The sequence below is a fragment of the Microbacterium sp. Soil_C_42 genome (genome assembly GCF_057656735.1).
The window spans coordinates 20,539-35,028 of sequence record NZ_JBDGJU010000020.1; the positions used below are offsets into that span (position 1 = coordinate 20,539).

11 protein-coding genes and 1 tRNA gene are annotated in these 14,490 nt (G+C 70.8%); 4 read left to right on the plus strand and 8 right to left on the minus strand.

Annotated features, from left to right (window positions below):
- The first annotated feature begins 141 nt into the window (after positions 1-141).
- The gene (locus tag AC3A46_RS12665) at positions 142-645 is read left to right on the plus strand and encodes a DUF3145 domain-containing protein (protein WP_487665500.1); all 504 of its coding nucleotides are present in this window, start codon (positions 142-144) and stop codon (positions 643-645) included.
- Between the two features lie 146 nt (positions 646-791).
- Here the strand turns inward: AC3A46_RS12665 and AC3A46_RS12670 are convergent, their stop codons facing one another.
- The 6 genes from AC3A46_RS12670 to aceE all read right to left on the minus strand — a co-directional run bounded on the left by AC3A46_RS12670 (position 792) and on the right by aceE (position 8,390).
- The gene (locus tag AC3A46_RS12670; protein ID WP_487665501.1) at positions 792-2,030 is read right to left on the minus strand and encodes a beta-ketoacyl-[acyl-carrier-protein] synthase family protein; all 1,239 of its coding nucleotides are present in this window, start codon (positions 2,028-2,030) and stop codon (positions 792-794) included.
- A 59-nt stretch (positions 2,031-2,089) separates the two neighbouring features.
- Complete coding sequence (locus AC3A46_RS12675; protein WP_013586517.1) at positions 2,090-2,338, minus strand: acyl carrier protein; 249 nt, start codon at positions 2,336-2,338, stop codon at positions 2,090-2,092.
- A gap of 74 nt (positions 2,339-2,412) precedes the next feature.
- The gene (locus tag AC3A46_RS12680) at positions 2,413-3,414 is read right to left on the minus strand and encodes a beta-ketoacyl-ACP synthase III (RefSeq protein WP_487665502.1); all 1,002 of its coding nucleotides are present in this window, start codon (positions 3,412-3,414) and stop codon (positions 2,413-2,415) included.
- A gap of 15 nt (positions 3,415-3,429) precedes the next feature.
- The gene (locus tag AC3A46_RS12685) at positions 3,430-4,341 is read right to left on the minus strand and encodes an ACP S-malonyltransferase (RefSeq protein ID WP_487665503.1); all 912 of its coding nucleotides are present in this window, start codon (positions 4,339-4,341) and stop codon (positions 3,430-3,432) included.
- A 94-nt stretch (positions 4,342-4,435) separates the two neighbouring features.
- Positions 4,436-5,653 carry a PucR family transcriptional regulator gene (locus AC3A46_RS12690; RefSeq protein ID WP_487665504.1) on the minus strand — a complete coding sequence of 406 codons (1,218 nt, stop codon included), beginning with the start codon at positions 5,651-5,653 and terminating at the stop codon, positions 4,436-4,438.
- Positions 5,654-5,660: 7 nt separating this feature from the next.
- Positions 5,661-8,390, minus strand: a complete 2,730-nt coding sequence (gene aceE, locus AC3A46_RS12695; protein WP_487665505.1) for a pyruvate dehydrogenase (acetyl-transferring), homodimeric type — start codon at positions 8,388-8,390, stop codon at positions 5,661-5,663.
- A gap of 142 nt (positions 8,391-8,532) precedes the next feature.
- On the opposite strand from aceE, the gene AC3A46_RS12700 reads away from it, so the two are divergent.
- A tRNA-Val gene (locus AC3A46_RS12700) sits at positions 8,533-8,605 on the plus strand.
- An 11-nt stretch (positions 8,606-8,616) separates the two neighbouring features.
- Here the strand turns inward: AC3A46_RS12700 and AC3A46_RS12705 are convergent.
- The gene (locus AC3A46_RS12705; protein WP_487665506.1) at positions 8,617-10,161 is read right to left on the minus strand and encodes an amino acid permease; all 1,545 of its coding nucleotides are present in this window, start codon (positions 10,159-10,161) and stop codon (positions 8,617-8,619) included.
- Between the two features lie 89 nt (positions 10,162-10,250).
- Here AC3A46_RS12705 and AC3A46_RS12710 point away from each other — a divergent pair, with 89 nt between their 5' ends.
- Together AC3A46_RS12710 and AC3A46_RS12715 are read left to right on the plus strand one after the other, a co-directional pair.
- Positions 10,251-10,982 carry a zinc ribbon domain-containing protein gene (locus AC3A46_RS12710; RefSeq protein WP_487665507.1) on the plus strand — a complete coding sequence of 244 codons (732 nt, stop codon included), beginning with the start codon at positions 10,251-10,253 and terminating at the stop codon, positions 10,980-10,982.
- Between the two features lie 27 nt (positions 10,983-11,009).
- The gene (locus tag AC3A46_RS12715) at positions 11,010-12,734 is read left to right on the plus strand and encodes a bifunctional 3'-5' exonuclease/DNA polymerase (RefSeq protein ID WP_487665508.1); all 1,725 of its coding nucleotides are present in this window, start codon (positions 11,010-11,012) and stop codon (positions 12,732-12,734) included.
- Here AC3A46_RS12715 and AC3A46_RS12720 read toward each other — a convergent pair.
- Entirely contained in the window at positions 12,724-14,487 is a 1,764-nt protein-coding gene (locus AC3A46_RS12720) for a DUF4012 domain-containing protein (RefSeq protein ID WP_487665509.1), read from the minus strand. The genes AC3A46_RS12715 and AC3A46_RS12720 overlap by 11 nt on opposite strands.
- Positions 14,488-14,490 lie beyond the last annotated feature (3 nt).

The following is a 14,490-nucleotide window of genomic DNA, read 5'->3' on the forward strand; positions in this document are numbered from 1 at the left end:
GCCTGATCGCGGAGGGCCCGGAAATCACAGTCTTGTGATTCCCGGGCCCTCTCCGCGATAATGGCGGCAGCACAACCGAACAGCACGTCATGACACCGTCACAGGTCGTAGGGGAAGACGCACCTGACGAACGGAGAGATCATGGCGACACAAAAGGCGCGTGGGGTGATCTTCATCCACTCCGCGCCACGAGCGTTGTGCCCCCACCTGGAGTGGGCTGTCGGGCGAGCCCTCGGCCGCGCCGTCAGCTTCGACTGGGCGGATCAGCCGGTGCTGACCGGCAGCCGGCGGTCCGAGTTCTACTGGGAAGGCACCGCCGGGACCGGCTCGGCCCTGGCCACTGCCATCCGCGGCTGGGAGCACCTGCGCTTCGAGGTGACCGAGGATCCCACGCCCCGCAGCGACGGCGGCCGTTGGCTGCACACGCCGGGTCTCGGCATCCATTACGCCCAGACCGATTCCGCCGGCAACGTCGTCATCGGCGAGGACCGCATCCGCTACGCGATGGAGATCGCCGGCGGCGACGCGTTCGAGCTGCAGCGAGAACTCGATGTCGCGCTCGGCGCGGCATGGGACGAGGAGCTCGAGCCGTTCCGCCACGCCAGCGACGATGCGCCCGTCGTCTGGCTGCACAAGGTCGGCTGACGCCCACAACCCCACAGCCGCAGGCGGCGTGAGGCGCCACTACCGAGGCTCGGAGGCCATGAATCCCGGGCCCTGGGAACGCGAACCGCCGCCTGACACGAAAGACGCCCCCGGCATCGCCGGGGGCGTCTTCGCGTGGAGGGTCGTCAGGCCGAGCGGAAGGCGACGACGGCGTTGTGACCGCCGAAGCCGAACGAGTTGCTGATCGCGAGCTGATCGCCCGCACCGAGGGCGATCGGGGCGTCCGAGATGCGCAGCGGGATGTCGGGGTCCTGCGTGCTGACGTTGATGGTCGGCGGCGCCTGGCGCTCGCGCAGCGCAAGGAGCGTGAAGATCGCCTCGAGAGCGCCGGTGCCGCCCAGCAGGTGACCGGTCGCCCCCTTCGTCGCCGAGACGGGGATCTCGTGGACGCGGTCGCCGAAGACGCTCAGGAGCGCCTTGTACTCGGCGATGTCGCCCGTGGGAGTGGACGTCGCGTGCGCGTTGATGTGCGTGACCTCGTCGGGCGTGGCGCCCGCCTGCTCGAGCGCGAGCCGCACGGCGCGCGAGGCGCCCAGGCCCTCGGGCTCCGGAGCCGTGATGTGGTAGGAATCGGCCGTCACGCCACCGCCGACGACCTCGCCGTAGATCTTCGCGCCGCGGGCCTTAGCGTGCTCCTCGGTTTCGAGGACCAGCGCTGCCGCGCCCTCGCCCATGACGAACCCGTCCCGGTCGACGCTGTACGGGCGCGACGCGGTCTCGGGGGAGTCGTTGCGCTTGGACAGCGCCTGCATCGCGGCGAAAGCGGCGATGGTGAGCGGGTGGATGACCGCTTCGGCGCCACCGGCGATGATGACGTCGGCGCGCCCCGCACGAAGGCTCTCGAACGCGTTGACGAGCGACTCGGTGCTCGATGCGCACGCCGAAGCCACGGTGCGCGCGTAGGCGCGGGCGTTCAGGTGCATCGAGACGGCCGCGGCCGGCGCGTTCGGCATGAGCATCGGGACGCTCATCGGCATGACGCGGCGAGGTCCCTTGGTCTTGAGCGTGTCCCAGCCCGCGAGCGTGGTCTGCAGGCCCCCGATGCCGGTCGCGAAGTCCACGGCGAACCGCTCGGGCTCGACCTCCGGCTTGCCCGCGTCCTCCCATGCCTCGAACGCCGCGACGAGCGCGAACTGCGCCGAAGGGTCGAGGCGGTTGGCCACAGGGCGCTCCAGCACGGAGTCGGGCCGGACGAGCGCCTGTGCGGCGAAGGTGACGGGGAGCTGGTACTCCTCGACCCATTCCTGCTCGATCGTGTGCGTGCCGGATGCTCCGCTCATCAGCGCCGACCAGCTCTCGGGGGCGGTGCCGCCGATGGGGGTCGATGCACCGATGCCGGTGACGACGATACGGGGTGTGCTCATGGAGATCAGAGTCCTCGTGATGATGGCCGGTGGGGGCCGCGGCCCCCACCGGGATGGTCCTACGCCTGGTTCGACGTGATGAAGGTGACGGCGTCGCCGACCGTCTTGAGGTTCTTGACCTCGTCGTCCGGAATGGTGACGCCGAACTTCTCCTCGGCGTTGACGACGATCGTCATCATCGAGATCGAGTCGATGTCGAGGTCGTCGGTGAACGACTTCTCCAGCGCGACCTCGTCGGCCGAGATGCCGGTCTCGTCGGTGATGAGCTCCGCGAGTCCCGCGAGGACCTCGTCGTTGGTGAATGCCATGGGATTCTCCTGTTTGTTGGGGGTAGGCGTGCCCGAGCGGGCCGGGAATCAGTCTAGGGTCGCGGTTCGCCGCGTCAGGGAAGGACGACCACCTGCGCGCCGAAGACCAGCCCGGCGCCGAAGCCGATCTGGAGCGCGAGGCCGCCGCTGAGCTCCGGGTGCTCCTCGAGCAGTCGGTGCGTGGCCAGCGGGATGGAGGCCGCCGAGGTGTTCCCGGTGGTCTCGATGTCGCGGCCGATCAGGACGGTGTCGGGCAGGCCCAGCTGCTTGGCGAACTCGTCGATGATGCGCATGTTCGCCTGGTGGGGCACGAAGGCGGCGAGATCGGATGCCTCGACCCCGGCGGCCTCCAGCGCCTGGCGTGCGACCTTCACCATCTCCCAGACCGCCCAGCGGAAGACGGTGGGGCCCTCCTGGCGCAGGGTCGGCCACGGTGCGACGCCGTCGCGGAACTCGGTCAGCGTGTGGTTCATGCCCACGGCCTCGGACTTCGAGCCGTCCGAGCCCCACACGGTGGGGCCGATGCCGGGCGTGTCGCTCGGGCCGACGACGACCGCACCCGCGCCGTCGCCGAGCAGGAACGAGATGCTGCGGTCGGCGGGGTCGACGATGTCGCTGAGCTTCTCCGTGCCGATGACGACGGCGTAGTGCGCGGCGCCGGCGCGGATGAGCGCGTCGGCCTGGGCCACGCCGTAGGCGAAGCCGGCGCACGCGGCGTTCACGTCGTACGCCGCGGCGGGGTTGGCGCCCACGCGATCGGCGACGATCGCCGACACCGACGGGGTCTGCTTCGGGTTGCTGATGGTCGCGACGATGACCGCATCGACCTGCGACGCGTCGACGCCGGACCGCTCGATCGCCTCGCGGGCGGCATCGGTCGCGAGATCGATCGCGTCCGTCTCGGCCAGCGCACGAGTACGCGTGACGATGCCCGTGCGCTGGCGGATCCACTCGTCGCTCGAGTCGATCGGGCCGATGAGGTCGTCGTTCGGCACCGCGATCTCGCCACGGGCGGCGCCGTAGGAATAGATGCGCGTGTGGGCGGCACCGGTGGGCTGAATGAGGCTGCGGGTCATGGGGGGGTACTCCGGTCAGGCGTCGGCGGCCACCAGCGCGGCGGCGGCCTCCAGGTCAGCGGGCGTCTTGACGGCGACGGCGGGAACGCCGCGGAGCGCGCGCTTCGCGAGCCCGACCAGCGTGCCCGCGGGGGACAGCTCCACGATGCCCGAGACGCCGGCGTCGGCGAAAGACGCCATGCAGAGGTCCCAGCGCACCGGCGAGGCGACCTGGTCGACGAGAAGGTCGACGAACGCACGGCCGGACTCCACGGCGGAGCCGTCGCGGTTGGTCCACAGGGTGACGCCCGGGTCCGAGACGTCGTGGTCGGTCGCGGCCGCACGCAGAGCCTCGACGGCGGGCGCCATGTACTGAGTGTGGAAGGCTCCCGCGACCTGGAGCGCGATCACGCGGGTTCCGGCGACCGGCTCGGTCGCGAGGGCCTGGAGCGCGTCGATCGCGCCGGCGACGACGAGCTGGCCGCCGCCGTTGTAGTTCGCGGGGGAGAGGCCCAGCTCTGCGAGGCGGGCGAGGACGGATGCCTCGTCGCCGCCGATCACGGCGCTCATGCCGGTCTCGGCGGCCGCTGCGGCCTCCGCCATCGCGCGGCCGCGGATACCGACGAGCGTGAGTGCGGATTCCTCGCTGAGGACGCCCGCCGCCGCGGCGGCGGCGAACTCGCCGACGGAGTGCCCGGCGACACCGCCGATGCGCTCACGGTCGGGCAGCGCGTTCCACGACAGCAGGCTGGCGGCGACGATGAGCGGCTGGGCCACCCGGGTGTCGCGGATCTGGTCGGCGTCCCACTCGGTGCCGGCTGCGACGAGGTCGACGCCGGACCACTCGGAGTACTGAGCGAGGCGATCCGCCGCGCCGTCCGATTCGAGCCAGGGAGTCAGGAAGCCGGGGGACTGGGAGCCTTGCCCCGGGAAGACCGCGATTCTCACTGTTCCATCCTGCCAAGGATCAGAAAGGTCGTTCTGGCGACACCGTCACAAGAATCACGCGCTGCTTTGTGCGCGGCCCACACCGACGGAGAGATCACGCGGGGTTGCGTCGGGGCGGCGGACGGCGGCGCGAGGCATCCGTCCCGATCGATCCGAGGATCAGCGCCGTCTGCAGGATCAGGGCTTCGCGGGGGCCGGTGGCGTCCCAGCCGATGACCTCGGACACCCGCTTGAGGCGGTAGCGCACCGTGTTCGGGTGCACGAACAGCTCGCGAGCGGTGGCCTCGAGCGAACGGCCGTTGTCGAGATAGGCCCAGAGCGTCGATACGAGGTCGGCGCTGTGAGCCTGGAGCGGGCGGTAGATGCGCTCGACGAGGGTGAGCTTGGCCAGAGGATCGCCGGCGAGGGCGCGCTCGGGGAGGAGGTCGTCAGCCTCCACGGGGCGGGGCGCGTGACGCCAAGCGCGCGCGACGGCGAATCCGGCGAGGGCGGCGCGCGCGCTCTGGCTCGCGTCGACGAGCGCCGGCACCGTCGGGCCGAGCACGAGGTACCCGGCGCCGAAGCCGGGCTCCAGGCGGCGCGCGATCTCGGCGAAGGGAAGGTCGGCCACGGCGTCGTCCGAGCCGGTCGACGCTTCGGAGCGCCCGACGACCAGCACGAGGCGCGAGCCCTGCACACCGATGAGGACGTCGACACCGAGCTTGCGCGCCGTACGACGGAGCTGATCGACGTCGAACTGCGGGGGAGTCGTGCCGACGAGCACCGCGACCTCGCCGTGGCCGTGCCAGCCCAGGGCGGCGATGCGGCTCGGCAGCTCCTCGTCGGCCTCGCCCGTGAGGATCGAGTCGACGACGAGCGCCTCGAGGCGCGCATCCCAGAGGCCCCGCGCCTCGGCTGCGCGGGCGTAGACGTCGGCAGCGGCGAACGCCACCTCGCGGGAGTACAGCAGGATCGCCTCGCGCAGGTGCTCGCCTTTGCCCGCGACCCGCTCCTCCGTCACCTCGACGGTGACGCGGATGAGCTGCAGAGTCTGCTGCAGGCTGACGCTGCGCAGCAGCTCGCGCGGGGCGGCCGCGAAGATGTCGGCCGCGATCCACGGCGTCGAGGCGGGGTCCTCGTACCACTGGATGAACGAGGTGATGCCGGCCTGGGCCACCAGCCCGACGGCGGACCGTCGGGCCGGTGGCATCTCGGCGTACCAGGGCAGCGTCTCCTCGAGGCGCTTGATGGTGACGGTCGCGAGGTCGCCGGAGATGCGTCGCAGCCAGGCGAGCGTCTCGACCTTGTCCATCACCTCGGTGGACTTGCCCATCCGCAGGTCAGCTCTCGCCGCCCGCGTTCCCGCTCGTACCGGCGGTCACGTCGTGCAGACGGTACTTCTGGATCGCCTGCGCGGCGAGGCTGCGGTCGACGGCGCCCTCTTCGGCCAGAGCCTGAAGCGTGCGGACCGCGACCGAGGGTCCGTCGATCTTGAAGAAGCGACGGGCCGCGGCGCGCGTGTCGGAGAAGCCGAAGCCGTCGGCACCGAGCGTCGCAAAGCGGTTCGGCACCCACGGACGGATCTGGTCCTGGACCGCGTGCATGAAGTCGCTGACCGCGACCACTGGGCCGGCGGCGTCCTTCAGCTTCTCGGTCAGGTAGGCGGTGTGCGGCTCGTCCTCCGGGTGGAGGAAGTTGTGCTCATCGGCGGCCAGGCCGTCGCGGCGCAGTTCGCTCCACGAGGTGACCGACCAGACGTCGGCCTGCACGCCCCAGTCGTCGCGCAGCAGCTGCTGCGCCTCGAGCGCCCACGGCACGCCCACGCCCGACGCGAGCAGCTGGGCCTTGGGGCCTTCGCCCTCGGCGGTCGAGACGCGGTGGATGCCGCGCACGATGCCGTCGACGTCCACGCCCTCGGGCTCGGCCGGCTGCACCAGCGGCTCGTTGTACACCGTGAGGTAGTACATGACGTTGGGGTCGGGGTGGTTGCCGCCGTACATGCGCTCGATGCCCGAGCGGACGATGTGCGCGATCTCGTACCCGTAGGCCGGGTCGTACGACACGGTCGCCGGGTTGGTCGAGGCGAGCAGCAGCGAGTGCCCGTCGGCGTGCTGGAGGCCCTCACCGGTCAGCGTCGTGCGTCCGGCGGTGGCGCCGATGATGAAGCCGCGCGCCATCTGGTCGCCCGCCGCCCACTGCGCGTCGCCGGTGCGCTGGAACCCGAACATCGAGTAGAAGACGTACACCGGGATGAGCGGCTCGCCGTGCGTGGCGTACGAGGTGCCCGCCGCGGTGAACGCGGCGACCGCGCCCGCCTCGTTGATGCCGACGTGGACGATCTGGCCCTGCGGGCTCTCCTTGTAGGCCAGGAGCAGCTCGCGGTCGACCGAGGTGTAGTTCTGGCCGTGCGGGTTGTAGATCTTCGCCGAGGGGAAGAACGCGTCCATGCCGAAGGTTCGCGCCTCGTCGGGGATGATCGGCACGATCCGGTGGCCGAAGTCCTTCGCGCGGAGGAGGTCCTTGAGCAGACGGACGAACGCCATCGTCGTGGCGATCTCCTGCGTGCCCGAGCCCTTCTTCGGCAGCGCGTATGCGTCGTCGCCCGGCAGCTGCAGCCCGACGTGGTGCGAGCGACGCTCCGGGAGGAAGCCGCCCAGCGCGCGGCGGCGCTCCAGCATGTACTGGATGGTCTCGTCGTTCGATCCGGGGTTGTAGTACGGCGGCAGGTAGGGGTTCTCCTCGAGCTGCGCGTCCGAGACCGGGATCCGCATCGAGTCGCGGAAGTACTTCAGGTCCTGCAGGGTCATCTTCTTCATCTGGTGGGTCGCGTTGCGGCCCTCGAAGTGATGCCCGAGGCCGTAGCCCTTGATCGTCTTGGCGAGGATCACGGTGGGCTGACCCTTGTGCTCGGTCGCGGCCTTGTACGCGCCGTAGACCTTGCGGTAATCCAGGCCGCCGCGGCGGAGCTTGCCCCAGATGTCGTCGTCCGACCAGTCCTTCACGAGAGCGGCCGTGCGCTCGTCGCGCCCGAAGAAGTGCTCGCGGATGAACGCACCGTCCTCCGCGCGATACGTCTGGAAGTCGCCGTCCGGCGTGGTGTTCATGAGGTGCACAAGGGCGCCGTCGGTGTCCTTGGCGAGGAGCTCGTCCCACCCGCTGCCCCAGACCACCTTGATGACGTTCCATCCGGCGCCGCGGAAGAAGCTCTCGAGCTCCTGGATGATCTTGCCGTTGCCGCGCACCGGGCCGTCGAGGCGCTGGAGGTTGCAGTTGACGACGAACGTGAGGTTGTCCAGACCCTCGTTGGCCGCGACCTGCAGCTGTCCGCGGCTCTCGACCTCGTCCATCTCGCCGTCGCCGAGGAATGCCCACACGTGCGAGTTCGACAGGTCCTTGATGCCGCGATTGGTGAGGTACTTGTTCGACATCGCCTGGTAGATGGCGTTGATCGGTCCGAGCCCCATCGACACCGTCGGGAACTGCCAGTACTCCGGCATGAGGCGCGGGTGCGGGTAGGACGGAAGCGCGTGGGGTGCCTTCGACTTCTCCTGGCGGAAGCCGTCGAGCTGCTCGGAGCTCAGGCGGCCTTCCAGGAAGGACCGGGCGTAGATGCCGGGAGAGGCGTGACCCTGGATGAAGATCTGGTCGCCACCGGTCGGGTCGTCGAGACCACGGAAGAAGTGGTTGAAGCCGACCTCGTACAGCGACGCGGAGGACGCGTACGTCGAGATGTGACCGCCGACGCCGATGCCGGGACGCTGGGCGCGGTGCACCGTGACCGCGGCGTTCCAGCGGATCCACCGACGGTACCGGCGCTCGAGCTCCTCGTCGCCCGGGAACTCGGGCTCGTTATCGGGGGCGATCGTGTTGATGTAGTCCGTCGTGGGAACCTGCGGAACGTTGAGCTGCAGCTCGTGGGAGGTCTGCAGCAGGCTCAGCATGATCTCGCGGCCACGTCCGTGGCCCTTCGCCTGCACGAGCTGCTGGAGGGATTCCTGCCACTCGGAGGTCTCATCGGGATCGCTGTCGAGGGGTTCCTGCGAGTACGGATCCTGATCGTTGACAGTCACAGAAGACCTTTCGTCGTCTGGCAGATCGTGCCAGGTAATCGCTACCGGAGCGGCGCGGGCGTTGTCTGCCCTGCACAAACGCACCACCTGCCAGCCTAGCGAGTTCGAGACGGTGCGGACGCACCTCGTAGACTGGCCGCGAGGGCCTTTAGCTCAGCTGGTAGAGCGCCACGTTTACACCGTGGATGTCGTCGGTTCGATCCCGGCAGGGCCCACCGAAGTCCCTTCAGGACCCATCCGCCCGCTGATCGGGGTCTCCGCCCCGATCGCCGTCGTCCCGCTGGTGCGAGACGACGTGCGGCAGCGCGAACTCCTCGTAGCCGGGCTGGCCGATCCTGGAGTGCCGGTGCGAGTACGCGAAGTAGATCACGAAGCCGATGGCGAGCCACACCAGGAATCGCAACCACGTCTCGACGGTGAGATTGAGCATCAGGTAGATGCAGATCGCCGCCGACAGCGCCGGAAGCCACGGGTTGAGCGGCACGCGGAAGCTGCGGTGCAGGTCCGGGCGCTTGCGCCGCAGCACGATGACGCCGATCGACACGAGCACGAACGCCGACAGGGTGCCGATGTTCACCATCTCCTCGAGCAGGCCGATCGGCGTGAAGCCCGCGACGACGGCGACGATGATCGTGACGAGGATCGAGATGACCCACGGCGTGCGGAACCGCGGGTGCACCTTCGCGAGCCGAACGGGCAGGAGCGCGTCACGCGACATCGCGAAGATGATGCGCGTCGCCCCGATCAGCAGCGTGAGCACGACCGTGGTGAGACCGGCCACGGCGCCCGCCGAGATCAGCGTCGCCATCCACGTCGCGCCGTGGAAGGCGAAGGCGTTGGCGAGAGCGGCCGCCGGGTCGAGGTCCTGGTAGGGGACCATCCCCGTCACCACCAGCGCGACGGCGCAGTACAGCAGCGTGCAGATCACCAGCGACGCGATGATGCCGATCGGCAGGTCGCGCTGCGGGTTGCGGGTCTCCTCCGCTGTGGTCGCGACGACATCGAATCCGATGTAGGCGAAGAACACGAGCGCGGCGCCGGCGAAGATGCCCCCGACGCCGAACGCGGTGGGCTCGACGCCGGAGAAGAACTGCAGCAGCGGCTGACTCAGTCCCGTCGCGGTCTCCCTCGGCGCGGGCGCCGGCACGAACGGCGACCAGTTCGCCGGATTCACGAACAGGAGGCCCGCGACGATCACGAACAGGACGATGAAGAGCTTCACGGCGACGAGCACCATGTTGACGCGCAGCGATTCCTTGATCCCGAAGGTCATCAGGCCGCCGAGCACGAGGACGAGGAGGATCGCCATGAGGTCGACGGTGCCGCCGTATCCGATCTCGGCGGGGATCGGCATCCCGAGCTGCTCGAAGAGCGTGCCGAGATACGCGCTCCATCCCTGCGCGACCACGCTCGCACCCAGGAACATCTCGAGGATGAGGTCCCACCCGATGATCCAGGCGAACAGCTCGCCGAGCGAGGAGTAGGAGAACGTGTAGGCGGACCCCGACACGGGCACCGTCGACGCGAACTCGGCGTAGCAGAGCGCCGCGAGCGTGCAGGCGATCGCGGCCACCACGAAGCTGATCACGATGGCGGGGCCCGCAACCTCGTGCGCGGCACGGCCGGTGAGGGTGAAGATGCCGGCGCCGATGACCACGCCGATGCCGAAGACGGTGAGGTCGAGGGCCGACAGGGACTTCTTGAGTCGGAATTCCGGTTCGTCGGTGTCGGCGATCGACTGCTCGACGGACTTGGTGCGGAGAACGCCCATGGTTCGCGCCTTTCGTCTTCGGAGGGGCCGGTCGTCGAATGCTAGTCCCCACCGCTCGCGCCGTCGATGCCCCACGGTAGGTTGGTGACGTGAACGCCAGCCCCGCAGACCAGCGCCGCCTCGTCGAGGTCGCCCAGCTCGACGCCCGCATCCGCCAGGCCGACAACGCACGCAAGAACCCGCCTCAGGCCGGTCGGGTGCAGGAGCTGCTGGGCCGGCGTCAGGAGCTCTCGCAGGAGCTCGGCGCGCGCCTCGGCGCCCGCGACGATCTGCGCACGGAACTGTCGCGCATCGAGTCCGACGTCGCCGTCGTGGACGCCCGCGCGGCTCGCGACTCGGACCGTCTCGCCGCCTCGACGAACTCGAAGGAGGCACAGGGGCTCGAGAGCGAGCTGGCCGCCCTCGCCCGCCGGAAGAACGACCTCGAAGACGCGGAGCTCGCCGTCATGGAGCGGCTCGAGATCGCCGACGCCGCCGTCGCCGAGCAGGAGTCGCTCATCGCGGCGACCAACGCCGAGGGTGCCGAGCTGAGCGCCGAAGGCAAGCGCGCCGTCGCCGAGGCGACCGCGGCCTTCGACGCCGCCACCCGTGACCGCGCGGCCGTCGCCGGCGGCCTCCCGGCAGACCTCCTCGCCCTGTACGACCGCCTCGCCGTCCGCAGCGCCGGTGCCGCGTTCCTGCGACGTCGCACGTGCGAGGGCTGCCACATGGTGCTCGCCGGCACCGACCTGCACGCGCTGCGCCAGGCCGGCGAGAACGACGTCGTGATGTGCCCGGAGTGCGGCTGCATCCTCGTCCGCGACGACGAATCCGGGCTGTGATCGCACCACGTCCCTCTTGCGGTGGGCGTGTCTGACGCCCCGGGCTGGATCGTCCTCGGGCGGACCGAACGCGGTGCCTCCGTCATCCTGCTCGACGCGAACGCTCACGAGGTCGGGCGCGAGGAGATCGGCAGCGGCGCGCTGACGTCGTGGATCTCGGACGCCGAGATCCGCTGGGCACCCCGATGGGTCTGGCACGACACCCCGCAGTGGTACGCCGCGCTGCTCGCCGACGGCATCCGCGTGGCCCGGTGCCATGACCTGCGCCTGTGCCACGCGATCCTCCGCGACTCCGCGCTGGTGCCCGAGACGGCTCCGGTGAGACGGTCGCGGGAGTGGGACGCCGCCCCGCACGTCGAGGCCGAAGAGTCCGCGCCGGCCTTGTTCGAGCTGGACGCCGTCGGGCGGCCCTCCGGTCCGCCCGCGGACGCCGACGCGGCGCTGGCCGAGTTCGTGCGGCAGCGCGACGCGATAGCCGGCAGCACCGAACCCGGCCGCCTGCGGCTGCTGACGGCGGCCGAATCGGCGGGCGCGCTCGTGGCCGCGGAGATGCGCGCCGCGGGACTTCCGTGGGACGCCGAGGCGCACGACCGCATCCTCGTCGAGACGCTCGGGCAGCGCCGCCCCGGCGGCGCGCAGCCCGCCAAGCTCGCCGCCGCGGCGGAGCGCGTCCGCGCGGCACTGGGCGACCCCGCGGCGAGTCTCGACTCGCAGCCGAAGCTGCTGCGGTCGCTGCACCGCGCCGGGGTTCTCGTCGACTCCACGAGCCGATGGGAGCTCGCCGAGCAGCGGCATCCCGTCATCGAACCGCTCCTCGAGTACAAGAAGCTCGCGCGACTGCTGTCGGCGAACGGGTGGACGTGGCTGGCCGAGTGGGTCGGCGACGGCCGGTTCCGTCCCGTCTTCGTGCCGGGCGGAGTCGTCACCGGGCGCTGGGCGTCGTCGGGCGGGGGAGCCCTGCAGCTGCCGCGCCAGCTGCGCGAGGCCGTGCGCGCCGACCCAGGCTGGCGGCTCGTCGTCGCCGACGTCGCGCAGCTCGAGCCGCGCGTGCTCGCGGCGATGTCGGGCGACACCGCGCTCGCGGCTGCGGCACGCGGACGCGACCTCTACGCCGGGATCGTCGACAGCGGCGCGGTGGCGACCCGGCAGGAGGCGAAGATCACTCTCCTCGGCGCGATGTACGGCGCCACGACGGGGGAGTCCGGCCGGCTGGTCCCCCGTCTGCGTCGCGCGTACCCCCGCGCGATGGGGCTGGTCGACGACGCCGCGCGCACCGGCGAGGACGGCGGCATCGTCTCCACGTGGCTCGGACGCACGTCGCCCGCGCCGTCACCGGACTGGTCGGCGGCGCAGTCGCGCGCGACCGAAGCCGAGGCATCCGGAGCCGACGAGGCCCGCGCCCGGCGCTGGGCGCGCGATCGGGGCCGGTTCACGCGCAACTTCGTCGTGCAGGGCACCGCCGCCGAGTGGGCGCTCGTGTGGCTGGCCGACCTCCGCGGGCGGCTGGCCGCCCTCCCGTCCGTGCCCGCGGAGCGGGGCGCGCCGCGCTCCGGACCTGCGTTCGCGCGACAGCCGCATCTCGCGTTCTTCCTCCACGACGAGGTGATCGTGCACACACCCGAGGAGCACGCGGATGCTGCCGCTCAAGCGGTGACGGAGGCGGCGGCCACCGCCGGGCACCTGCTCTTCGGCGGCTTCCCGCTCGACTTCCGGCTCGACGTGCGCATCGCCGAGACCGCGCTCAAGGACTGATGTCCCCAGCGCAACCTTCGCCGATGCGCACCTCTGCCGGATTCATGAGCGGCGTGTGCACGATGGCCAGGGATTCGGCGCCGCTCCGGGGCATCAGGAATCGGAACTCGAGCACATTCGCCTCACCGGGTGACAGGTTCACCCGCGCGGTGCTGGCGGCCCGGTCGACGTCGATCGCCGTCGGCGCCGGGTAGGGCTCGCCTTTGACATCCACGGCGCCGACGTACGAACCCGCGGGAGCGGTGACCGTGACGTTGGTGCCGATGTCGCCGACACCGACCCCGAAGTGTCCGCCTCCGGTGACGCTCACCGGCAGCGAGGCGACGTCCGCGGGTGCGCGGCTGGCCATCGTCAGGGTGACCGCGACCTCCGCGATGCCGTCCCCGCGGCAGCCGATCGTCCGCGTCTCGACGGCGATGTCCAGATAGTCCGCCATCTTGCCGCCGGTCGCGTCGTTGAAGTACACGGCGAACGCGCCCGGGCCCGCAGCATCCTGCCGCGCTCGAGGGCCACCGAGGACGCTGTGCTCGAGAAGCCGCTGCTCCACCGGATGCGCGCTCCAGGCGGACAGCCGCCCGTCAGCGGCGGGCTGCTCCAGTGCCCGCAGGAGTGCGAGCGGATCGACGGACCCGGATGCGAGACGAGTGAACACCGCTTCCGCCGCACTCGAGAACAGCGACGTCTGCTCATCCGAGGTCAGTGACAGGTAAGGGTCCACGAGAAGGCTGTCGAGCACGTTGCCGGCGTCCAGCACTGCGCCCGTGGAGAGCTCGACAGGACCCGTGACGGTCAGCAGCGCCTGCAGCACGAAGGGATCGACCGCCACCACCGTGTCAGGTGCATGACCGGTCAGGCCCGCCCACCACGCCGAGGCGATCCTGCCGGTGGCGGCGAAGTCCGGCGTCATCGCAGCGTTCTGCACGTAGCGTCCCACACCGTCTCCGTACAGCGCCGTCGTGGCTTCGGGAAGCTCCGCGACCGGATGCGTCACGGCGGCGAACTCGGACGACTCCGCCTGCCGGACCAGTGTCAGACGGCCGGCGTCAGCCCGCATTTCGACGAAGGTGCCCGAGATCCCCCCGCCTGTCCGCAGCTCGGCAGGATTGAGCACCATGACGAGGATCGACCGCTCGCCGCCGTCGCCGAGCGCGCCCGGGAGGATGCGCGCGGCGCCCGCCGCGGCGCCGGCCAGCGGCACGAGCTCGTCGACCGCTTCGCGCGCCTTCTCCACGCCGCGCGCCACGGGGCCGATCAGCTCGCCGGTGCGCAGCGCGTCCAGCGCCGTCGACGAGGCCTCGAGCGACGTCGCCGCATCCTCGGCGTCCGCGGACCCGGCAGCCAGTCGAGAGGTGTCCACGACCGCGCCGTCGGCGCGGTTCTCGAACCCGTGCGCGATCGTCAGCACGGCGGGTGCGGCTCCCGCGATCCGGCCGAGCTCCGCCGCCACGACGCGCACCGCAGTGAAGTTGGGTCCCGCGCCGGGCACCGCTTCGGCCAGGCGCCAGACCGGATCCGTCATGGCTGCGGATGCTCGGTCTGCCGAGGCGGCCATCGCCTGCGCAGCATCCGACAGCTCCGTCGGATCGCCGGCATCGATCGCCGCCCGTGCGTCGCTCGAGAGCGTGATGAGCTGGTCCAGTTCACCCTTCACCGTCCACACACGCCATCCGAGCCAGGCGGCGCCGATCACGAGCACACCCAGCGACAGCACGCCGACCCAGACCCATCGGCGACGCCTCTGCAGACGCCCCATCGC